Source organism: Streptomyces sp. NPDC005423 (assembly GCF_040606415.1).
In the GTDB taxonomy this organism is placed as follows: Bacteria; Actinomycetota; Actinomycetes; order Streptomycetales; family Streptomycetaceae; genus Streptomyces.
Genome location: NZ_JBEXET010000001.1, coordinates 341,557 through 362,681, shown reverse-complemented (window position 1 = coordinate 362,681; position 21,125 = coordinate 341,557). Strand labels below are relative to the sequence as shown.

The 21,125-nt window shown below is 68.9% G+C and carries 17 protein-coding genes, 1 tRNA gene and 1 pseudogene; 9 read left to right on the top strand and 10 right to left on the bottom strand.

Annotation, left to right across the window (positions count from 1 at the left end; genetic code table 11):
- Nucleotides 1-528: 528 nt before the first annotated feature.
- Nucleotides 529-2,979 (bottom strand): tetratricopeptide repeat protein, encoded by a 2,451-nt coding sequence (locus ABZT12_RS01610; RefSeq protein ID WP_356375481.1) that lies wholly within the window; start codon nucleotides 2,977-2,979, stop codon nucleotides 529-531.
- 180 nt (nucleotides 2,980-3,159) lie between these two features.
- On the opposite strand from ABZT12_RS01610, the gene ABZT12_RS01605 reads away from it, so the two are divergent.
- From ABZT12_RS01605 to ABZT12_RS01595, 3 genes and pseudogenes are all read left to right on the top strand, one after another.
- Entirely contained in the window at nucleotides 3,160-6,222 is a 3,063-nt protein-coding gene (locus ABZT12_RS01605; protein WP_356375479.1) for a tetratricopeptide repeat protein, read from the top strand.
- 571 nt (nucleotides 6,223-6,793) lie between these two features.
- Entirely contained in the window at nucleotides 6,794-7,117 is a 324-nt protein-coding gene (locus ABZT12_RS01600) for a hypothetical protein (protein WP_356375476.1), read from the top strand.
- Nucleotides 7,118-7,983: 866 nt separating this feature from the next.
- Nucleotides 7,984-8,115: pseudogene (locus ABZT12_RS01595) on the top strand (IS5/IS1182 family transposase); the annotation flags it as partial.
- A gap of 50 nt (nucleotides 8,116-8,165) precedes the next feature.
- Here the strand turns inward: ABZT12_RS01595 and ABZT12_RS01590 are convergent.
- On the bottom strand, nucleotides 8,166-8,627 hold the full coding sequence (locus ABZT12_RS01590; protein WP_356375473.1) for an IS5 family transposase: 462 nt from the start codon (nucleotides 8,625-8,627) through the stop codon (nucleotides 8,166-8,168).
- Between the two features lie 91 nt (nucleotides 8,628-8,718).
- Between ABZT12_RS01590 and ABZT12_RS01585 the strand changes: the two genes are divergently transcribed.
- Nucleotides 8,719-9,045 carry a hypothetical protein gene (locus ABZT12_RS01585; protein WP_356375470.1) on the top strand — a complete coding sequence of 109 codons (327 nt, stop codon included), beginning with the start codon at nucleotides 8,719-8,721 and terminating at the stop codon, nucleotides 9,043-9,045.
- Between the two features lie 570 nt (nucleotides 9,046-9,615).
- On the opposite strand, the gene ABZT12_RS01580 is transcribed toward ABZT12_RS01585, so the two are convergent.
- The 3 genes from ABZT12_RS01580 to ABZT12_RS01570 form a co-directional block, all read right to left on the bottom strand.
- Entirely contained in the window at nucleotides 9,616-10,605 is a 990-nt protein-coding gene (locus ABZT12_RS01580; RefSeq protein WP_356375467.1) for a hypothetical protein, read from the bottom strand.
- A gap of 22 nt (nucleotides 10,606-10,627) precedes the next feature.
- On the bottom strand, nucleotides 10,628-10,903 hold the full coding sequence (locus tag ABZT12_RS01575; RefSeq protein ID WP_356375464.1) for a hypothetical protein: 276 nt from the start codon (nucleotides 10,901-10,903) through the stop codon (nucleotides 10,628-10,630).
- A 219-nt stretch (nucleotides 10,904-11,122) separates the two neighbouring features.
- Nucleotides 11,123-11,196 (bottom strand) — tRNA-Gly (locus ABZT12_RS01570).
- A 262-nt stretch (nucleotides 11,197-11,458) separates the two neighbouring features.
- Here ABZT12_RS01570 and ABZT12_RS01565 point away from each other — a divergent pair.
- The 4 genes from ABZT12_RS01565 (at nucleotide 11,459) to ABZT12_RS01550 (ending at nucleotide 13,280) form a co-directional block, all read left to right on the top strand.
- Nucleotides 11,459-11,632: a hypothetical protein gene (locus ABZT12_RS01565; protein ID WP_356375461.1), complete on the top strand. Its 174-nt coding sequence runs from the start codon at nucleotides 11,459-11,461 to the stop codon at nucleotides 11,630-11,632.
- Nucleotides 11,633-11,732: 100 nt separating this feature from the next.
- Nucleotides 11,733-12,308, top strand: a complete 576-nt coding sequence (gene dcd, locus ABZT12_RS01560; protein WP_356375458.1) for a dCTP deaminase — start codon at nucleotides 11,733-11,735, stop codon at nucleotides 12,306-12,308.
- 1 nt (nucleotide 12,309) lies between these two features.
- Complete coding sequence (locus ABZT12_RS01555; RefSeq protein ID WP_356375455.1) at nucleotides 12,310-12,819, top strand: phosphoribosyltransferase; 510 nt, start codon at nucleotides 12,310-12,312, stop codon at nucleotides 12,817-12,819.
- A 212-nt stretch (nucleotides 12,820-13,031) separates the two neighbouring features.
- On the top strand, nucleotides 13,032-13,280 hold the full coding sequence (locus ABZT12_RS01550) for an SCO4226 family nickel-binding protein (RefSeq protein ID WP_356375452.1): 249 nt from the start codon (nucleotides 13,032-13,034) through the stop codon (nucleotides 13,278-13,280).
- A gap of 151 nt (nucleotides 13,281-13,431) precedes the next feature.
- Here ABZT12_RS01550 and ABZT12_RS01545 read toward each other — a convergent pair whose 3' ends face one another.
- The 5 genes from ABZT12_RS01545 to ABZT12_RS01525 all read right to left on the bottom strand — a co-directional run bounded on the left by ABZT12_RS01545 (nucleotide 13,432) and on the right by ABZT12_RS01525 (nucleotide 19,779).
- The gene (locus tag ABZT12_RS01545; RefSeq protein ID WP_356375449.1) at nucleotides 13,432-14,355 is read right to left on the bottom strand and encodes a Yip1 family protein; all 924 of its coding nucleotides are present in this window, start codon (nucleotides 14,353-14,355) and stop codon (nucleotides 13,432-13,434) included.
- A 144-nt stretch (nucleotides 14,356-14,499) separates the two neighbouring features.
- The gene (locus tag ABZT12_RS01540) at nucleotides 14,500-15,996 is read right to left on the bottom strand and encodes an FG-GAP and VCBS repeat-containing protein (protein ID WP_356375446.1); all 1,497 of its coding nucleotides are present in this window, start codon (nucleotides 15,994-15,996) and stop codon (nucleotides 14,500-14,502) included.
- A gap of 211 nt (nucleotides 15,997-16,207) precedes the next feature.
- Complete coding sequence (locus ABZT12_RS01535) at nucleotides 16,208-16,648, bottom strand: hypothetical protein (RefSeq protein WP_356375443.1); 441 nt, start codon at nucleotides 16,646-16,648, stop codon at nucleotides 16,208-16,210.
- A 104-nt stretch (nucleotides 16,649-16,752) separates the two neighbouring features.
- Entirely contained in the window at nucleotides 16,753-17,166 is a 414-nt protein-coding gene (locus ABZT12_RS01530) for a hypothetical protein (protein WP_356375440.1), read from the bottom strand.
- A 321-nt stretch (nucleotides 17,167-17,487) separates the two neighbouring features.
- Nucleotides 17,488-19,779 (bottom strand): (Fe-S)-binding protein, encoded by a 2,292-nt coding sequence (locus ABZT12_RS01525; protein ID WP_356375437.1) that lies wholly within the window; start codon nucleotides 19,777-19,779, stop codon nucleotides 17,488-17,490.
- Between the two features lie 229 nt (nucleotides 19,780-20,008).
- Between ABZT12_RS01525 and ABZT12_RS01520 the strand changes: the two genes are divergently transcribed.
- Nucleotides 20,009-21,040 (top strand): MraY family glycosyltransferase, encoded by a 1,032-nt coding sequence (locus ABZT12_RS01520; protein WP_356375434.1) that lies wholly within the window; start codon nucleotides 20,009-20,011, stop codon nucleotides 21,038-21,040.
- The last annotated feature ends 85 nt before the right edge of the window (nucleotides 21,041-21,125 follow it).

Sequence of the window (21,125 nt, the reverse complement as noted above, 5' to 3'; positions counted from 1 at the left end):
TGGACGACCGATCCTCGTTCGTCGTCTGGCGTTCGGACGCGGCGCACGGTCCGGTTCTCGTCCGATCCGACCCGTTGCCCTCGTCCACGGGAGAGCAGCCCTGTCCGTATCCTCTTCCCTGCTCGCACGCGCCCGGGCCGTCTCCCTGCGATGTGCACCTGTGGGTGGACGCGGACACTTCGGAACGGACAGCGCTCAGGGAACAGGCCGATGTGCTCGTGAGCCGTGTGCCGCTGCCGCCCGAGTCGGGTCACCGGCGGGTGCGTGAGTTGCTGGCGAGCCATCCTGGCTGTCTCGCCGCAGCGGTACCCGATACGGCCACGAGGTGTGTCGTCGGAGTACGGAACCGGACAGGTGCCCTGTCGTTCGTACGGCCGGCGCGGGGCGGGTCCGACGCCCCGATCCCGCCGCACGTGATCGTCGCGGTCGTCCATGCCTGGGTGGTGGCGGGAAGGTCGCCCCGCACGCTGCGTTCCCTCACCCCGATGCCGCGTCGATGACCGTCGGGACGGCCGGCTGCGGCGGCTCTCACGGCTGCCGCAGCCGGCCGTCCAGACGTTGTGCGTCCTCAGGACTCAGGTGTCGGAAGAGATCCCGGGCGGCCTCGTAGTGGTGTATCGATTCCGCATGATCACCACGTGACTCGGCGGCCTGGCCGAGCCATTCCAGGCAGCGCGCCTCCCCGTGCTCGGACCGGGCGTCACCAGCTCGGAAGCGTGTAAGTGCCTCCCATAGTCGCCGGACGCCTCCCTCACGGTCCCCAAGGCGGTCCAGGACATGGCCGAGAAGGGCCAGGACACGGGTCGCCTCGTAGGTCTCTCCGAGCGAGTCCAGTTCGTCGCCGGCCCGGCGCAGCTGCTCGGCGGCCGTGACCAGGTCGCCGCCGGCCAGGGCGGTTTCGCCCAGGCGCCGCCGGGAGAGTGCGGCCCCGCGCCGGTAGCCGATCGACTCCCTCAGCCGCAGGGCGTGCTCGAAGTGGTCGCGTGCTTCGTCGAGCCGGTGGGCCAGGAGACTGACGTGCCCCAATCCGCTTACCGCCTGCCCCTGTTGACGGACGTCCTGGTCGGCCGTGGCCATCTCCAGCGCCTGCCGGTACCAGTCGGCCGCCTCCGGGTAGCGGCCGGCGTTGCGCAGGCCGATCGCGCCGGAGGTGAGCATGCGGCCCTCCCCCTCCCTCGATGCGCTTCGGCGAGCCGCTTCGAGACCGAGGTGGTGTGCCTCGATCCACATCTCGGACGGACGCAACCGTAGGAAAAGGGGCCACATGAGGTCCGTCAGGCGCCAGCAGGACCAGTGCCAGCCGACCCGCGCCGAGTGCCGCACCGCGCCCATCAGTCCGTTCCGGTGTGTGCTCAGCCAGGCGAGCGCCTCCTCGGGTCCGTCCAGGGGGGTCGGTGGCACCGCTTCCGAGGGAAGGTCGTGCCCCGGCAGCCGGTGGCTCGGCGTGAGGATGCTCTCCGCCACAGCCGCGGTGGACAGGCACCAGTCGACGAAGCGGCGCAGCGTGCGCTCGCGCCCGCCGGGCTCCTCCAGCTCTTCGCCGAGCCGACGGGCATGCGGCTGGACGAGGTCATGGAATCGATAGGTGGCCGCACCCGTCTCCTCCAGGAGATTCGCCTCCACGAGAGAGTGGACGGCGATGTCGGTGGCCTGCACGGGGTCACACGCTCCCTCACCGTCGGCCGCCAGGGCGGTCAGGAGCGCGAGATCGTGGCGATCCGCCGGCAGCAGTCCCATCCGGCGGTACAGCGCGCGGCTCGCGTCAGGGAGGACCTCGTACGACAGGTCGAGCGCCGTTCGCATGACGGCCTCACCGTCGATGCGCAGTGTGTGGACGGCACCCTGACCCTGGGACAGGGCGGCGGCCAGGGCGGACAGGGAGTGGTGGGGGCGCAGGGCGAGCTGGGCGGAGGCCAGGGCGACGGCCAGGGGCAGTCGGCCGCACAGTCTGACCACTTCACGCGCGGCGGCCGGCTCCCGGGTCACCCGCGTTCCGCCGCCGACGGCGAGAAGCTCGACGGCCGACTCGGCCGGAAGCCCCTCCAGCCGGTGCACGGACGCGCCGTCGACGCGCAGCCCGGTGAGGTTGTTTCTGCTCGTCACCACGGTGAGGCCGGATGCTGTACCGAGCAGGAGCGGACGTACCTGAGCAGCCGTGAACGCGCTGTCCAGGAGGACGGCCAGCCGTAGGCCCGAGGTCATCGAACGCCACAGCGCGCTCCGCTGGGCGGTCCCGGCCGGCACCTCGGACGCGCCGAGTGCGACCAGGAACGCTTCGAGGACGACGCCCGGGGGGACTGGGCCGTCCTCCGTGCCGGTGGTCTGTCCGCCCAGGTCGGCGTAGAGCTGGCCGTCGGGGAAGCTGCCTGCGTGCTCGTACAGCCAGTGGGAGGCGAAGGCGGTCTTCCCGACACCCGCGAGCCCGCTGACCACCACCACCTGCGGTGCGTGTGCCGGCCGCTGGGCACGCAGGGTGTCCAGGGCCAGTCGGTCGGCCTCCCGGTCGATGAACCGGGCGGTCACCGGAGGCAGTTGACGGGGCACGGGGACGCGGGACGGGGAGGCGGGAGAGGGCGGGTGGAAGTGGATGCCCCCGTGGATGTCCCGTGCCTGCACGGTGGGGCCGTGGAGCACGGAATGGCCGCTGATGGCATTGGTGGTCGCCGCGGGTGCGGGGTCGGGTGGTGTGCGGGCGAGGCCAGAATGCTGGTGCAACCACTCGGTCAGCGCCAGCCGTGTCGCCGTGTCGAGTGAGGCCAACGCGACCAGTCTCTGGGCCAGTTCACGCCGGAGTGCCGACTCGGTCGGCTGTCCCCGCGTGGCGTACGGAGGCCAGAACCGGGTCACCGACGGGTCCGCGCGGGCCGCGGTGTCCACCACCCGGGCCAGATCGCGCCACGCGGGAGATTCCGCGTCGGCGCCGCAGGCGGCCACGGCCGACAGCAACGCCTCCAGTCCGTCCGACGAGAAAGCACGCACGTACGCAACCCCTTTCGGTCTCCAGGGAGTCACTCCCCGCTCCGGAGAAGGCGTGAACTACGACTGCTGTTTATCGGTCAAATTTGAGCGCCTGACATCCTCTTATGGTCACTCGCGCCAGGCCATGACACTCTCGAATGCTCGGGGCGCTATCAGGCCCTACCGGCGGGGAGGACGCTGGTGGAGTTCGAGATCAGGCTTTCGGGATCGGTGGAAATTCGGGTAGCGGGCCGCCGTAAAGATCTCGGGTCGACGAAAACGAGGGTGACGCTCGCCGCCCTCGCCTGGGACGCGGGCCGTACGGTGAGCGTCGACACACTGATCCACCGCATCTGGGACGAGCATCCGCCCGGCAAGGCCAGGGAAGCGCTGCACGCGCACATCTCACGCATCCGCGGCTCGCTGCGGACCGCCGCGGGCGACGCACCCGTCGTCGTCAGCCATACGAACGCGTACTCACTGGAGGTCGACCCCGACCGGGTGGACCTGCGGCGTTACGCCACCTGCGTCGAGCGAGCCCGTTCCCTCCGGGACGGCGGCGACGACGTGACCGCTCTGCGCCTGCTGGACCGGGCGGAACGCCTCTGGCACGGTGAACCGCTGGCGGGAATTTCCGGATCCTGGGCCGAGCAACTGCGCGCCGCCATCGGTGCGACCGGTCTCGTGGCCGCGATGACCCGAGCCGACATTTTGCTCGGCGGCGGGAAGTTCACGGACGCCGTTCCCGTGCTCCTGCCGTTGGCCGAGGCGCATCCCGTGGACGAGTCCCTGGCCGAACGACTGGCCGTCGCCCTGTACGGCAGCAACCGGACGGCCGAGGCGACCAAACTCCTCCAGCGGACGCGGCAACGGGTCGTCCGTGACATCGGTCTTGACGCCGGGCGCGGGCTGCACCGCGTCCACCAGGGAATCCTGGCGGGGACTCCTGCGGCGGCCCTCCTCCCCCACGCCCGAGCGGCCGAGGAGCCGACCCGGCGGCCGCCGCGTCACGTACCGGACAATCTGCCGCGCGATGTTCCCTGGGCCGGACGGCGCGATGAACTACGGCGGCTCACCGCGGCGCTCGGGGAGGGACAGGGCGCCTCGGACGTCGTCACGGTCGAGGCGATCCATGGAATGGGCGGTGTCGGTAAATCCGCCCTCGCCGTCCATCTGGCCCACCGATTACGGGACCGCTTTCCGGACGGGCGCGTCTTCCTTCACCTGGGCGGTTCCGCCGAACGGACACCGCCGACTCCTGTCCGGGCGCTCACCGAACTGTTGCGGCTGCTCGGCACGGCCACCAAGAAACTCCCCTCCGAGCTCGACGAGTTGGTCGCCCTCTGGCGCTCGGCGACACGTGACCGCCGCATGCTGGTGATCCTCGACGACGCGAGCTCCTCCGCTCAGATCCGTCCCCTGCTTCCGGGGGCTTCCCCGACAGCGGTCGTCGTGACCAGCCGCCGTCGGCTGCCCGGACTCCCTGGCATACGGCCGGTCTCGCTGGACGTTCTGTCGCCCGAGGACGCGGCCACGCTCTTCTCGCAGCGGCTGGGGAGAGGGCGCGACACCGATCCGTCGGACGTGGCAGACATTCTCCGTATCTGTGGGCACCTCCCGCTCGCCGTCGAGATCGCCGCGAGCCGGTTGCTCGCCCGTCCCTCGTGGACCACATCGGACCTGCTGCGCCAACTGGGCGGCGGCGGTGAGGGCGGCCATCTGGCCCAACTGCGCGATGCAGACAGGACGTTGACCCATGTCTTCGCAGTCTCCTACGACGCGCTGAACGCCGAGCAGCAGCTGGTCTTCCGCCGTATCGGACTGCATGTGGGAGTGGAGTTCGGGCCTCGGGCGGTTGCCGCACTCTCAGGACTCAGCGCGGAAACGGCCGAACGGGTCCTCGAAGAACTTCTGGCCCATTGCCTTGTGTCCGAGCCCACGCCGTACCGATTCACCATGCATGATCTTCTACGCGACTACGCGCGATCACTGGCCGCCGACATCGATTCCGAGAACGACGTCCGACGGGCCGCACAGAACCTGGTGGATCACTACGTTCACACCGCCGACCGGGCCGACCGGCTGGCCTATCCCTTCCGCTCCCGTACTGATCTCGCTGCCGAGGATTTCGCCTGGCCAACGCATCCGGAAATCATCGACGCGCAGTCGGCCGAACAGTGGCTGATCGCCGAGTCGACCAATCTCCTGGACACGCTGGGCTGGCTTGTAAAGTTTGGAACGGAACAGCAACTCGCCTTATCCGTCCACGTGTTGGCAGGATTCCTGGACATGGAGGGACACCTCGCCGCGGCCGAGCCCTTGCTGATACGCGCCGCCGACCACTGGAACGTCGCAGGTGACGCCGGGTCCAGGGCGCGAGCTCTGCTCGACCTCTGCGCCGTGTACTCCCACGGCTCCCGCTACGGCGAGGCGATCTCGGCCGCGCGTGAGGCGCTCGATGTCGCGCGGTCTCTCCGGGACCGGGAACTGGAGAGCGAGTCCATCCACCAACTTTCGATCGCCTTATGGCAAACAGGTCAGTACACACTTCTCCGATCACTTCAAATACACGCGCTAGATTTCCTCTTGCAAACAGGCGACACGCTGCGGATCGCACGCTGCCGAAACTTACTCGGAATGGCCCACCTGCATCTCGCGGAGAATGAGGACGCATTGGCGTGCTTCACCTCAGCTATTGCCGATTTCACGACAATAGGAGACGAGCGTGGAAGATACACCGCGCTGAACAACACAGCGGAACTACACAAGAGAACAGGAAACTTGGAGGCCGCAGAAGTCGCCTACCGAAAGGCGATGATCGTGGCGGAGCGGATGGGAAATCCGAGGGATAAAGCCACACTCCAGATGAATGTGGCGTCCGTCATGGATGAGCTCGGCAGGACCGACGAAGCCCTCACGTTGTTCGCCATGGTGCTACCGGTACTGAGGGCCGTCGGAGACCGCCGTGCGGAGGCTATCGCGCTCACGAGAATCGGAAGGGCCTACCGCACGATCGGCCGCACGGAGGATGCCCTGCGGCATCACGTCGCCGCGCTTCAGGTGGCGCGTGCCATTCACGCGGCGGGTGTCGAGGCAGACGTGCTCTACAACCTGGCCCTGGCCGAACGGGATGCGGGGCGCACGGCTCAGGCCATGGCTCACCTGGAGCAGGGCCTCGCGATCAGCGAAGGTATAGAGGCGCCCCTCGAAGCGGCTCGTGCCGCGAAAATGCTGGCCGAGCTGCGGGGCGAATTCAGGACGTAGCGAGATAGGGCGGCGCGGTCGGAGCGCGGGTATACGCGCGTAAACCGTCGCCGCGTTCAGCCGCGCTGCCATCGGTGAGCACACGCATGTCCGAGTGAGGCCGTAGTATCTTCACGTGCGAGGTTCTGACGCCGCCATACCTGGTCGGAGGTCCGCCTTGCTCGCGCTCCAGACGTTGACCAGCGCCACACGCCCCGTGAAAAACCGAAGGGTACATGGTTTCGTGAAATTCTTGCTCGTGGCCGCGACACTTACATGCATTGCATACGCAATCACCAGTGGCTCCGGCCCGACCTATCTGGGCATGTGAGTGACCCGGTGTCCGGTACCTACCGCCGACGCGCGGCCCGGTGCCGGACACCGGCTTTTCGACGTGGCCGACAGCGACCGCTCCGGTGCGCAGGCGGCCCTGAAACGATGACGCCCGTTCCTGGGGCGTGGCCGGACCCCGCAGATGACGACGACTGGGCCCGAGAGCAACCCTCCAGAGACGCTGGCTTCCAGCGCTGTTGCTGTCACTCGTGGATGCCACGCCGGAGCAACAGCGCGTGCGCACTGGCATGTTGGTCCCGTGACTGACCACCTGGAGCGCATCGCGGCGGAGACCACGGCGTACTACCGAACACTCGACGAGTGCGCCACCCTGCGCCACCACTTCCGGCACGCTGATGAGGAAGGCGGCCTCTGGTACGTCGAGGCCGTACCGGACCCGGACCACGGTGAGCTGATCGTCATCAAACAAGCGGAACTCACTCCGGCCGGCCGGCTCCACCGGTACAGCTGGGGGCACCTGGAAGACGAGCACGGCGGCCTGACAGACCAAGCGGTCGACCCTGAAGAGGATCCGTTGGACACCGTCCCCGCCGCGGAGTTCCAGCGGGTGTGGACACGATGAGCGCCCTGGACGCCCACATCAAGAGCGAGGTCGGACGGTCACAGACGTGACCCGAGGCATCCTGACTTGAGCTTCCGTGCGGAGATACGCACCCCGGCGCCCCCCCAATCCCCCCTGATTCCGCACCCGTTCGGCGCGGAACTGACGCGACGACACGACACCTCGCCGCGTCACCAGGACTCGGCCTGGAACAGTGTGATCACCTCCGCCACGAACCAGATGGAGAACACCAGACACGCACCCCACAACCCCCACAAGACCCAACGAGCCTCTCGTCGTACGCGCATCAGCGGATCATCCCCCGGTTGTGGCCCCGGTGCCTGCGTGCCTGTCACCGACCCAGCGCTGTCACCCCACGCCTCACCCGGGACGGACCCAGCCGCGAGCGCCTACGCACCCGCAGCCTTGAACGGCACTCCCTTTCGCGAGGTGCCGGCGGCGACCCGAGGCGGGCGACGGGCGACGGGGCACGGTAAGCGGCCGCTGCCGGCCGCAATGGTGCGGAGGTGTGGCGCGTGACAACCGGACAGGACCGGACGACGAAGAATGCCCATATCGCTGCCCTGGACCTCAACCATGGAGCGGGTGACGAGAATCGAACTCACACGCTCAGCTTGGGAAGCTGCGGGTACTTGTGGCTGGTTCGGTCATTGAACTGGGCGAACAGGTGGATTGGGGTCCGGTCGAGTTGGGCCGCTTTCACGGGGCCTCTTGTGCGCTGGAGCGCAGGTCGTATGCGCGGATCCGGACGGTGTCGGGATCTTCCGGTGGCGGTTGTTCGTGCTCACAGAACCACAGGTGTACGAGGCAGCGGCGGTAGTTGATCAGCGTGCCGGCGTAAGCGGAGTAGGCGTCGAGTCGTTCGCCGCCGGCGCAGCAGGCCGGACCGGGTACGCGGAGACAAGGCCTACTCCAGCCGCGACAACCGCGCCTACCTGCGACGGCGCGGCATCAAAGCCACCATCGCGCACCCCGACGACCAGCGGCCCCACCGCAAGGAACCGGGGACGCCGGGCCCGGTCGTCGGAGAACAGATGGACCTTGGTGGTCAGCCCGCACCGCGAACGTCCCAACGCCTCGCGCCCATGCGCTTCCTCACGCGTCCCGCCCTTTTTGCGGGTGATCGGCCGGGGGCTTGCAGGGCGCCCCCGGCCGCGTGCTGATGCGGCCAGCAGGAGGTCGAGTAGATGTTCACGGCCCACTCCTGCCGGCCTAAGGGACGGGCGAGCACCCCGTCCGGCTCCCCGGCAGCCGCTTCGCTCTGCAGTTCCTGAAGGACGGTCTTCCAGGTGCCGTCGGCCGACCAGCGGCGCTGACGCTCGTAGACGGTCTGCCAAGGCCCGCACCGTTCCGGCAGGTCAGGCCAGGGCACCCCGGTCCGGGCCCGGAACAGCACCCCGTTGATCACCCTGCGGTGATCCGCCCACTGCCCGCCCGGCCTGCCGTTGCCCGGCAGAAGGGACTCGATCTTCCGCCATTGCGCGTCCGTGAGCTCGTGTCGCCGCACCATTCGAGCGTCCTGCCCGGCAACCTCCGAGATCCACCCGGAACACCAAGAGCCATCAGAAACGACCTAGGGTGCTGCAATGAGGTTACGTGGAGTGTTCATCGCACTTTTCCTGGTGCCGTTGGCGTGGGGGGTGATCACCCTGCTGAGGGCCGGGACGGCCCACGGCGTTCCGGACTGCCCGGGGCTTCAGCTGGGCGAGGACGGCGAGGACCACCCCGGCCCCATGCGGCAGGGCTATACCTGCGCGCTCGACTACAGCGTCCACGGCGGCGATTCGACCGGCACGGCCACATATGATCAGCTCAAGTACGCCCAGGAGGTGAAGCGCGGAGACCTCCTGGGCCAGGGCCTCCTGTACACGCTGTACGGAACGGCGGGCACGACCGCCACCGTGATCGCCACCCGGTCGCGGCCCTAGCCGCGCCCTTGTGGCGCGGGATGTGGTGCGCACCCCGCCCACTGGTACGGACAACAGATAACCCCCGGGTCCATGACTTGCGGGTTCGTATTGGAGCGGGTGACGAGAATCGGAACTCGCACTTTCAGCTTGGGGAGCTTGGGTCCTCTGGGGGCGATTGCCGGCCTGACCTGCGGCGGGGCGACTGGCTACCGCACCTGGCTGGTCGACGACTTGGACCCCGCCATTCCCCGTGGTTCCTCGTGGTTCCCCGTACGAACTGGCACGGTTCTGGCGCGATCTCTTCGTGCTGTTGCCCTCATCGGGGCTGGTCTGTCGTTGTTGGCAGCCGGTGAGTGACCTCGGCTACCGTCGGACGTCCCATCGTTGATCATTGCGAACGCCGGCTCGGCCGACGGCGGCGCCCTCGACTCCGCCCGTCTGAACCTCAGCCGGCGGCAGCCGGCCACGATGCCGGGCCACCCAACCGATCAGGCGCGCGTGTGTCTTGTTGCACCACCATCGGCCTCAGCCACGCTGTTGTGGTGGCGACGCCCTCATCCCGGGGGCCTGCTACGGCGTTTCGTTGGTTCACACGCGGTGGAAGACGTCGAGCGGGCCGTAAGCGGTCGGCTTGCTGTGGGCCAGCTCAGGGTGGTTACCGACGCGGTCCCGGAGGATGCCGATGGTGTCGGGCCACACGGTGAAGGGTGCTCCGTAGCCCGTGAGAATGCGGTCCCAGTCCTGGGAAGCCGAAACGCCGGTCCGGTCGATGACGAAACCGCGGCACTCGGTCGCGTCCTGGTCGAGCGTGCGCACCAGTGCTGCTACGGCCTCCTCGCGGTCGGGTGCCGGGACGTCGGTAAGGCGCAGTGTGATGCTCTGCATCGTCTCGTCCGTGCGGAGCACGATGCCGGTCAGGGACTGGTCGTACCCCTTCCAGCAGGTGAACTCGGCTCTCGGGTAGCGGTCGTCGGCCAGGGCGGCCGCGAGGGCTGTGCCATCACCCATCAGGGGTTCGCGGTTTCCGGTCGGCGTCTCGCGGAATCCGAAGAGCTGGTTTGTCAGGGGGTGCACGGCGGAGAGTCCCGCGGTCTCCAGATGGGCGAGGAACTGATGGGCGCTCGTGCTGTTCAGCTTCGGCACGTACCAGGTGAAGAAGCCCATTGCCTTGGACGGAGTCGTGGCGGGGGCGCTGTCCAGGAACTCCTCCTGGAAAATGCGTCTGGCTTGGTCTTCGGGTACGGCAGGGACCGTGTAGTTGGTGGTCCGGATGTGGTCCAGGAACTCCTGCGGGAGGGCAGCGTGGTGACGGCGCACGTAGTGCACGAGGTCAACGGGCCAGAGCCAGGTGCCATCCGTCATCAGGGATCCGGAGCCGGTGATCCACTCTTCGCCGGTGAGGGCGTCGCGCTCGACGCCCATCGTGGTGTAGATCTCCAGGGCCGATTCCAGGTAGGTGAGGACGCGGTCCTGGTCCCAGGGCCCACTGTCCCGTACGGCATCCCGCAGGGACGGCGCATCGTCTCCGGTTGTGGCCTGGCCGCCGATCTCCCTGTAGAAGCCTGCTCGCTTGATCATCTTCACTCCTGTGAGCCTGCCTCTAGTGGGCCATGGGCAGGTAGGTGCGCCAATAGCCATTGTTGCCGATGGTGGGGTTCTGGTTGAGGCCGAGTTGGGGTGACGTCCCCACTTTGCTCGTGGGGGCGGTCACGGGTACGCCGAGCTCGTTGGCGACGGACTGAGCCAGGGGCAGCTCGGGAGGTCTCGCGTCGGCGCCGGAGTAGCAGGAGATGAGGCGTACCGGTTCGCCGTGGTAGTTGGGATTGCTGCGGATGGCATCCGCGATGTGGTTCGGATGCACTTCGAAGTCCGTCACGGTTTTGCCTGCCGCGTTGACCCGGCCGGGAACGAACACCTCGCAGCTGGCCTTGACGCGACCGTCCGCAAGGCACGCCAAGAAGTGCAGGAAGCTGCGGCCGTGCCAGAACCGAGGACGGCCGCCCCGACGATCACCGTTCTGGCACGAATCTGGCACGCGGCGAGTGATCGCAGAGCACAGCAAAAAGGCCCGGGTCAATGACCTGGGCCTTTGTCGTGGAGCGGGTGACGAGAATCGAACTCGCACTCTCAGCTTGGGAAGCTGATGTTCTACCACTAAACTACACCCGCGCAAGACGCCGGTCGGGCCGGTGTCGAGTGCTCGGTCACTCTACCTCATGCCTGGCCGGCGGTGCTGAAGCCGTCCGGTCCGGGGGTGTTCCGGGGGGTGGACGGGGCTGCGCGGCGCCGGAGTTGGGGCGTACGGTGGAGGGGTGGCGCGGGGGTCCGGGGGGACCGGAGTGCCGCCTGTGAGGGTGTCTCTTTGATCCCGTAATGTGCCTTTCGGTGTCGGGCGAGCAGCAGCCCGGCGCGGCTCTTGGGGAAGGGACTCATGGACTTGATGGAGCGCACCGTCGTCCGTTGTGCCGATGGGCATGTGTTCAGCACCGCTTCGTTCCCGATGCAGCAGGCCGAGCGGCTCGGCCCCGGCCGGCTCGTGCGGTGTCCACGGTGTGCCCGGCTCCGCAGTGTGGTGCCGGTGACCCTGGAGAAGCAGGAGCGGTAGGCGTAGTAAGCGGGCACGGGCCGCGTGGAGTGGTAGGGAGCCGGGCGCGCCGGGTCGTCGCGATTGTGGTGGCCCGGCGCGCCCTGCGTATCCTCGGGGCGTGCTTCTCTCAGACAAGGACATCCGGGCCGAGATCGACGCCGGGCGGGTCCGGATCGATCCCTACGACGAATTCATGGTGCAGCCGTCCAGTGTCGACGTGCGCCTCGACCGCTACTTCCGGGTGTTCGAGAATCACCGCTACCCCCACATCGACCCCTCCGTCGAACAGGCCGACCTGACGCGGCTGGTGGAGCCCGAGGGCGACGAGCCGTTCATTCTCCATCCCGGCGAGTTCGTGCTCGCCTCGACCTACGAGGTCGTCTCGCTGCCCGACGATCTGGCCTCGCGGCTCGAAGGGAAGAGTTCGCTGGGGCGGCTCGGACTCGTGACGCACTCCACCGCCGGGTTCATCGACCCCGGGTTCTCCGGGCACGTGACGCTGGAGCTGTCGAATCTCGCGACGCTGCCGATCAAGTTGTGGCCGGGCATGAAGATCGGCCAGTTGTGTCTGTTCCGGCTCAGTTCGCCGGCCGAGCACCCGTACGGCAGCGAGCGCTACGGCTCCCGGTACCAGGGCCAGCGCGGGCCGACGGCCTCCCGGTCCTTCCTCAACTTCCACCGCACGCAGGTGTGATGTGGGCGTCCCACGGGAGAACCTGACCTACGAGGCGTTCGGCGTCGCCGTGCGCGAGCTGGCGCAGACCATCGTGGACGACGGCTACGAGCCCGACATCGTCCTGAGCATCGCCCGGGGCGGGGTGTTCGTCGCGGGCGGTCTCGCCTACGCCCTGGGCTGCAAGAACATCAGCCTCGTCAACGTCGAGTTCTACACCGGAGTAGGCACCACGCTCGACATGCCGGTCATGCTCGCGCCGGTCCCGGACGTGATCGACTTCTCCGACAAGAAGGTGCTGATCACCGACGACGTCGCCGACACCGGCAAGACCCTCAAACTGGTCCGCGACTTCTGCCTCGACGCCGTGGCCGAGGTGCGCAGCGCGGTGATCTACGAGAAGTCGCAGTCGCTGGTCAAGTGCGAGTACGTGTGGAAGCGGACCGACGCGTGGATCAACTTCCCGTGGAGCGTCCTGCCGGTGGTACGCAAGTCGGGCGAGCCGGTGACGCCGTCGAAGGAAGCGCACTAGCGACGAGCGCTCCAGCGGCGAGTAGCCGGTCACCCGGGCGGGGCGGGGCGGGGACGGTCGCTCGGTTCCTCGTCGTTCGCCGTCCGTGCCGGAATCCGGGCGCGGGTGTCGCACGGTCGCCGTCGTGGGCGGATGGGCACAGGATGGACGTAACGAAGCCGGCAGGCGACTCGGCGTCCGCCGGGCGCGGCAGCCGAAGGAGGCACGACACCATGGCCCAGTTCATGGACGTCCACCACGGAATGAAGGGCCTCACGGGCGGCCAGCTGATGGAAGCCCACCAGGCCGACCTGGCGATCGAGAAGGAAGAAGGCGTCCACTTCGAGAAGGCCTGGGCCGACCCGGAGTCCGGAACCGTCTACTGCCTCTCCGAGGCCCCCTCGGCCGAAGCGGTCCAGCGCGTTCACGAACGCGCCGGTCACCAGGCCGACGAGATCCACCCGGTTCCGCTGACCGCGTGAGCAGGGTCCTCGCGCACGGGCCACGGCTACGTCCGCGCCGTCGGCCTGTGCCGGAGAAGTGAGCGGGAGAGCGCGGGAGTGGGAAAGCGGGAGACGCGGAGAGGGCCCCAGGTTTCAGCCTGGGGGCCCTCTTCTCGCGTGTGCGGCGGGGTCAGAACGTGCCCAGTTTGACGATCGACAGCAGGGCGATCAGCTGGATCGACGACGCGGCCAGGGCCTTGGGCCAGGGGAGGTCGTGGGAGCGGGAGATCATCACGGTGAGGAGGGCGCCGGCCGCTACCCAGGTGGCCCAGCCGAGGGCCTGGACGAAGGTGGCGTTGCCGCCGGCGAACAGGGCGAAGACCAGGCGGGGCGCGTCCGTGATGGACATGATCAGCATGGAGAGGCCGACCGTGGGCTGCCAGGCGCCGTCGCCGCCGAGCTGGCGGGCGAGGGTGTGGGTGACCACGCCCAGGACGAACGAGGAGACCACCATCGCGACGGCGGTGATCAGGACGATCGGTACCGCGTTCGCCAGGGTGGCGTGGATGGCCTCGTCGCGGGCGCCGTCGAAGCCGAAGACCGCGAGCAGGCCGTAGAGGAACGTCACGATCAGGGCGGGGCCCCACATCGTGTAGTCCCGCATCCGCAGGAACGTCTGCCGGGGGTCGAGGACGATCCCGCGCAGCAGTTCCTTCCAGCGCAGGCGGGGGCCGATCGGGCCGGCCGGGGCCGAGCCGGCGTGGTAGGTACCGCCCTGGGTGTAGGGGTCCTCACCTACGGAGAAGGACTGGGTGTGTCCCGGGTTGTTGGCCGCGTACGGGTCCGGGGTGCCCTGGGGGTAGCCGTTGCCGCCGTCCCCGAAGTACTCGGGTTCGCCGCCGTGGCCGCCGTAGCCGCCCTGGTTGCCCTGGCCGCCGTAGCCGCCGCCGCTTCCGCCGTACCGGGGTTGCTGCTGCGGGTAGGGCTGCTGCGGCGCCTGCGGGTAGCCGTACGGCTGACCTTGGGGGGCCTGCTGCCCGTACGGAGGTTGTTGAGGGCGCGCTTGCGGGGCCCGGCCGTTACGGCCGCCGCGTCCGTTCCTGAATCCAGCCACGGATCGAACGTACCCGGTCCCGAACGATCGCGTGCCGGGCCCGGGTCTCCGGGCCCGGCTTTGCTGCCGAGCTGTGACATCCCCTAGGGGGGCCGCCCGGGGCCCCTTACGGGGGTGGGCCGGGCGGCGTGACGAAAGTGCGGGCTAGTCGGCGAAGAGGCTTCCGAGCTGCGGTGTTCCGGTGGTGGAGACGCCCAGGGCGCTCGGGGCGATGGCGCGGGAGCCGGTCGTGACGATCTTCGTGCCGTTGGAGGGCAGGTAGGTCACCGCGCCGTCGCCGCCGTTCTCGTACGAGCCGATGACCAGGTCGGCCTTGCCGTCGCCGGTGACGTCGTCGAGCTTGACGTCGATGCCGAAGAGGTCGTTCTTCTCGTCGGTGCCGGGCACGCCCGCGGTGCTCTGCGCGAAGGACTGGATGCCGGTGGTGGTGTTCACACCGCTCGCCGAGCCGTACAGGACGGTGAGCATCCCGGTGTTGGTCACGCTGCCGAGGTCCTCCTCGGGGGCGGAGATCACGATGTCCTGGTAGCCGTCGCCGTTGACGTCACCGAGGTCCAGGTCCCAGCCGAACGCGTCGGACTTCTCCGAAGTGCCGGGTACGGCACCGGTGTTCTGGGTGATGCCGGTGGTGGCGGCGGGGCCGGACGCGGAGCCGTAGGTGATGTTCACCTTGCCGCCGTTCGCGGAGTCCGGGATGGTCCGGCCGTCGTCGGTCTTGGCGTCCCAGTCGGCGCCGGTGACGATGTCGCCGTAGCCGTCGCCGTTGATGTCGCCGATACCGGTGACGATGCCGGTCTTCAGGGTCCGCACGCCGGTGACGCTGAGGCCGCTCGCGGTGCCGGGCACGTAGTAGTTGGTGTTCCAGCCGTTGGACGTCTGCGTCTCGAAGCCGTCGACCACCAGGTCGGTCCGGCCGTCGCCGTTGATGTCGCCTGCGGTCAGGCTCTCCGGGCCGTAGGGGAACCCGCTGCTGCCGGAGCTGATCGGGGGCTTGATGGTGTAACGGCCGCCGGGCGTCCCGGTGGAGGCGCTGAAGCCTCCCTTGTAGACGTAGACCGTGGCGGCCGAGCTGCCCACGGCCAGGTCGGCTCTGCCGTCGCCGTCGAAGTCGCCGGCGGCGAGGGACTGGCCCCAGTCGTCGTGTGCGGAGGGAGCCGGGTCCGGTACGTCGCTGGCCTTGCCGGTGAGGCCGCTGGCGGAACCCCAGAGGATGGCGAGGGCGCCGCCGTCGGTGTCGGTGCCGACCTTCTCGAACGGCGAGGCCACGGCGAGGTCGTCGTAGCCGTCGCCGTTGAAGTCGGCGTACGCCGTCTCACGGCCGAAGCCGTCGCCCTGCTCGGCGGTGCCGGGCACGGTGCCCGAGTTCTGGCTGAGGGTCGAGTGCCGGGTGGACGTCACGCCGGTGGCGGTGCCGTAGAACGCGACGATCTGGCCCGCGTTGGTGTGGCCGCTGACGGAGGCGCCGGGCGCGGAGGTGACGACGTCACCGATTCCGTCGCCGTTGAAGTCGGCCTTCGCGGTCCTGAAGGAGTCGGCGGCGGTCGCCGTCGCCGCCGTCAGGGTGAGCAGACCGCCGGTCAGCGTGGCGGCCACGGCCGTCGCGAGGGCGAGTCTGAGGTACGGCTGGTGTTGCTGGTGCATGCGGGGGTCTCCTGCGGCATGCGGAGGATGCCCGGCGGGCAATCCGCGTCGATGGGGTGCGTGCCGTCCCGTTCGCCGGGCGTTGGCCCTGGCTTCATGGACGGTTGGCGATCAGGAGACTTCGGTGGGGGCGGGACAGTTGTACGGGCGGTCGGCAAATCTTTGGTACGGGCGGTCAAGGCCCCCTGCAATCGGCTCAGTTGTCCCCTTTCTACGGCGTGCAGAGGTCCTTGAGCCGGTCGGCCGCCGTGTCGATCCCACTGGTGTCGGGGTGGGTGTCGCCGTGCAGGATCGACGTGTTGTAGTCGGAGATCGCCTGGTCCAGGTCGTCGACCGCCCGGGCGGTCTCGCTGTCGTCGGAGTCCGTGTCGGTCGCGTCGATCCTGTCGAGTCTCTCGTCGATCGTGGCGATGGAGTCGTCGGTGCGGCCCGGGTCCTTCGCCGCCTCCGCGCCGGCCTCGTGGATCGCCTTGAGGCTGTCGGCGATCGTGGTCCAACTCCGGCCACAGGCAGACGAGTTGGCGGTGTCCGTGGGGTCGCAGCCCGTGAGCAGGACGGTGGCCAGCGCGGCGGCCGTGATGAGGGCGAGGACGGTGGTGGCGCGGTGGGCCGTGAGGCGCGGGCGGCGGCGAGGGCGGACTCGGTTGGTCATGGGGGCCTTTCGTACGGGGGGAGGGGGCGGTTCCTGGCGCGTCATCGGCGGGAGAGCGGAACAGCGGGCACGGCGACTCGTGGTACGGCGCGACCCTCGGACCGTCAGGCCCACGGCTCCTCGGCGGTCCGCGTCGGCGCCGAACCGGCCTTCGGGCGGCGCACGTTGCCGATCAGGCCGCCCGCCGCGCCGAGCGAGACCAGACCCATGCCGGCGGCGGTCGCGATGCCCTTGGCGCCGTCCATGGTCAGGTAACAGGCCACGGCCACACCGCCGTTGAAGAGGAACAGGAACCACAGCGTCGACGTCCTCGACAGGAACGCCTTGATCTTCGGCTTCTTCGCGATGCGTGAGCCGGCGACGAGGGCGACGGCGATGCCGGCGAAGGTGGCCGCGGACTTGGCCGTGCCGTCGAGGACGGCGCCGGACGCCGTACTCGTGGCGAGACCGCCGGCGAAGCAGGACCACAGCAGCAGGTCGGCGACGAACGACTTCAGGGTGGCGAGCGGTGACCTCACGGGATGTCCTTCGGGTGGAGGGCGGGATCTTCTGCCCTCCACGATTCCGTCGCGCGCTCGCCACCACGAGGGACCGCTCTCCCGGATCGGGGGTGTACTCCGCTACACCCCGACCGCGGACCCCGTGCGGTCACCCGGCCGCGGACACCACCACGGGCGCCTTTACGGAGCCGCCGGCGGAGACGGCCACGACGACGCCCCGCACCCCTCTCGGAGGGATGCGGGGCGTCGCCGTAGCGGATCCGCCTGTGACAGCTGACACAGCTGACACAGCTGTCACGGCTGCTACGGCCGTTTCGGCTGGTGTCGCCGTCGTGGGCGTTACTTCACCGGCTCGGGCTCCGGGGCGTTCTCCGGGTCCGTCGTGCCCGCCGGGGGGTCGTCGTCGAGCGGGGTCCGCACCGAGTCCAGGAGCAACTGGGCGACGTCGACGACCTGGACGGACTCCTTCGCCTTGCCGTCGTTCTTCTTGCCGTTGACCGAGTCGGTCAGCATGACCAGGCAGAACGGGCAGGCGGTGGAGATGATGTCCGGGTCGAGGGCGAGGGCTTCGTCGACGCGCTCGTTGTTGATGCGCTTGCCGATCCGCTCCTCCATCCACATCCGGGCGCCGCCGGCACCGCAGCAGAAGCCGCGCTCCTTGTGGCGGTGCATCTCCTCGTTGCGCAGACCCGGGACCTTGGCGATGATCTCGCGCGGGGGCGTGTAGATCTTGTTGTGGCGGCCCAGGTAGCACGGGTCGTGGTAGGTGATGAGGCCCTCGACCGGGGTGACGGGGATCAACTTGCCCTCGTCGACCAGGTGTTGGAGCAGCTGGGTGTGGTGGATGACCTCGTAGTCGCCGCCGAGCTGCGGGTACTCGTTGCCGATGGTGTTGAGGCAGTGCGGGCAGGTCGCGACGATCTTCTTCGCGGACCGGGGCTTGGCCGACTCGGCCACCGCGTTGCCCTCGTCGTCGAGTTCCTCGCCGAAGGCCATGTTCAGGGCGGCCACGTTCTCCATGCCGAGCTCCTGGAAGAGGGGCTCGTTGCCGAGGCGGCGGGCGGAGTCACCGGTGCACTTCTCGTCGCCGCCCATGATCGCGAACTTGACGCCCGCGATGTGGAGGAGTTCCGCGAAGGCCTTCGTGGTCTTCTTGGCGCGGTCCTCCAGGGCGCCGGCGCAGCCGACCCAGTACAGGTACTCGATCTCGGTGAGGTCCTCGATGTCCTGGCCGACGACCGGGATCTCGAAGTCGACCTCCTTGGTCCACTCCAGCCGCTGCTTCTTGGCCAGGCCCCAGGGGTTGCCCTTCTTCTCCAGGTTCTTGAGCATCGTGCCCGCCTCGGACGGGAACGCGGACTCGATCATCACCTGGTAGCGGCGCATGTCGACGATGTGGTCGATGTGCTCGATGTCGACCGGGCACTGCTCGACGCAGGCGCCGCAGGTGGTGCAGGACCACAGGACATCGGGGTCGATGACGCCGTTCTCCTCGGCCGTGCCGATCAGGGGGCGCTCGGCCTCGGCGAGGGCCGCGGCGGGTACGTCCTTGAGCTGCTCGGCGCTCGCCCTCTCCTCGCCCTCCATGGTCTTGCCGCCACCCGCGCGCAGGTAGGGCGCCTTGGCGTGCGCGTGGTCGCGCAGGGACATGATCAGGAGCTTGGGGGAGAGCGGCTTGCCGGTGTTCCAGGCGGGGCACTGCGACTGGCAGCGGCCGCACTCGGTGCAGGTGGAGAAGTCCAGCAGGCCCTTCCAGGAGAACTGCTCGACCTGGGAGACGCCGAAGACGTCGTCGTCACCGGGGTCGGTGAAGTCGATCGGCTTGCCGCCGGAGGTCATCGGCAGCAGGGGGCCGAGCGCGGTGGCGCCGGTGGCGTTCCGCTTGAACCAGATGTTCGGGAAGGCCAGGAAGCGGTGCCAGGCGATGCCCATGTCGGTCTTCAGGGCGACCGTGATCATCCAGATGAAGGAGGCCGCGATCTTCACGCCCGCGAAGAGGTAGGTGAGGTTCTGGAGCGTGGAGACGTCCAGGCCGCGCAGCCAGGACACCACCGGGTACGAGAGGAAGAACGAGGCCTCGTAGCCGTCCACGTGGTGCTGGGCGCCCTCCAGGGCGTGCAGCATGAAGATGCAGACGCCGACGATGAGGATGACGGCCTCGACGAAGTACGCCTGGCCGAAGTTGGAGCCGGCGAAGCGGGACTTGCGGCCGGGCCGGTTCGGGCTGCTCAGCTGGCGGATCACGATCAGCGTCAGGATGCCGAGGACGGTCATGGTGCCGATGAACTCGACGAAGACGTTGTACGGCGCCCACTCGCCGAGGACCGGCAGCAGCCAGTCGGCCTGGAACAGCTGGCCGACGGCGTTGACGATCGTCAGCAGCAGCGTGAAGAAGCCGACCGCCACGAACCAGTGCGCGACACCGACGATGCCCCAGCGGTTCATCCGGGTGTGGCCCAGGAACTCCTTGGCCACGGTGACGGTGCGCTGCACCGGTTCGTCGGTGCGGGTGCCCGCGGGCACGTTCTGGCCGAGTCGCATGAAGGTGTAGATCTGCAGGACGGCGCGGGCGAACAGCGCCACACCGACCACGATCAGTACCAGCGACACGATGATCGCGGCGAGTTGCATGTCAAGGCTCCTCGGGCCTGCGAGGGGTGTCTCCGAGCAGGCTCGGAGGTGATTACTAAGCGGTAACTTATGCAGTCCGTCTGAGACTACCCACTTCTGGTGCCGCACTGTAGCCAGCGGCGCGGTGATCTGCGTCGCTGAGGCGCCCCTCACCCGGTGCGGCGGGAGAGGCACGCCGGACAATCCTGTTATTCACCGCAAATCATGACATCAGGCTTACTTTAGGGCCGTGCTCTACGCGATTGTCGCCGCCGTCACCGCCCTGCTCCTCGCCGCCCTCCTCGCCGCCCTCCTCCGGGTGCCCGCGCTGCGGGCCGGGCTCGTCGACCGGCGGCGGGCGCGGCCGGTTCCGCTGCTCGGCGGCCTGGCCGTCGTACTCGCCGTCGCGCTGGTGACCTGGGGGTGCGACTGGACCGGGATCGCGCCGATCGGGGACGGGGTGGGCGAGTTGCTGGCCGCAGCGTCCGCGGTGGCGGTGCTGGGGCTGGCCGCCGATGCGTGGCGGCTCAGGACGCGCTTCCTGCTCGCCGGTACGGCGATCGCGGCGGCCTGTGTCGTGCCGTACGACGAGACCGGGGTGCCGGCCGGGCTGCTGGCGGTGGGATGGATCGTCTGGACAGCCGCCGCTTTCAAGGGACTTGACCACGCGGACGGGCTGGCGGGAACCGTGGGGGTGGTCACCGCCTTCGGGGTCGGGGCCTGCGCGACGGCGGAGGTGATGGACGGGCTCGCGGTGCTGCTCAGCGTGCTGGCCGCCGCGCTGACCGGGTTCCTGATGCACAACTGGCATCCCGCGCGCAGCGCCCTCGGGGCGTGCGGGTCGCTGTACGCGGGGTTCGTGCTCGCCTCGGCGGCCGTGTCCACCCGGGCCGGGCACGGGTTCGCCTCCAGCGTCGGCGTGCTCTTCGCGCTCACCGTCGTGGCGAGCGCCGACGTCGTTCTGGTGGTGGTGTCCCGGCGACTGGCCGGACGGCCGCTGTCGAGGGGCGGACCCGATCATCTGGCGCACCGGCTAAGGCGGTTGGGGCTCACCCCGCAGGGCGCGGTCGTGCTGCTGGGGGCCGGCGGCTTCTCCGGAGTGCTCGTCGCGGTGCTCGCGCACAACGGCTGGGCCGGCGACTCGGCCGTGGTCTGGGTGGCGGGCGGGACGGCCGTCGTCGTCCTCGGGCTGCTGAAGGTTCCGGTCTACGGAGTCCGTCGGCAACTCCGTCGGCCCGTGTCGTCGCAGGTCAGGACTCAGTTGCGTGTAAGGAACGGATAAGAGTTGAGCCTGGTTGACTCAGCTCTGTTGACCGCGCGCCGGACGTCGTGCACACTTGAGTCCGTTCCACTCAAGTCATTGCTGG

Excerpts from the sequence above, each read along its gene's own strand:
- ABZT12_RS01590 (WP_356375473.1), bottom strand. The coding sequence starts at position 8,627 with ATGGTGCGGCGACACGAGCTCACGGACGCGCAATGGCGGAAGATCGAG.
- ABZT12_RS01580 (WP_356375467.1), bottom strand. The coding sequence starts at position 10,605 with ATGATCAAGCGAGCAGGCTTCTACAGGGAGATCGGCGGCCAGGCCACA.
- ABZT12_RS01565 (WP_356375461.1), top strand. The coding sequence starts at position 11,459 with ATGGACTTGATGGAGCGCACCGTCGTCCGTTGTGCCGATGGGCATGTG.
- ABZT12_RS01550 (WP_356375452.1), top strand. The coding sequence starts at position 13,032 with ATGGCCCAGTTCATGGACGTCCACCACGGAATGAAGGGCCTCACGGGC.
- ABZT12_RS01540 (WP_356375446.1), bottom strand. The coding sequence starts at position 15,996 with ATGCACCAGCAACACCAGCCGTACCTCAGACTCGCCCTCGCGACGGCC.
- ABZT12_RS01535 (WP_356375443.1), bottom strand. The coding sequence starts at position 16,648 with ATGACCAACCGAGTCCGCCCTCGCCGCCGCCCGCGCCTCACGGCCCAC.
- ABZT12_RS01525 (WP_356375437.1), bottom strand. The coding sequence starts at position 19,779 with ATGCAACTCGCCGCGATCATCGTGTCGCTGGTACTGATCGTGGTCGGT.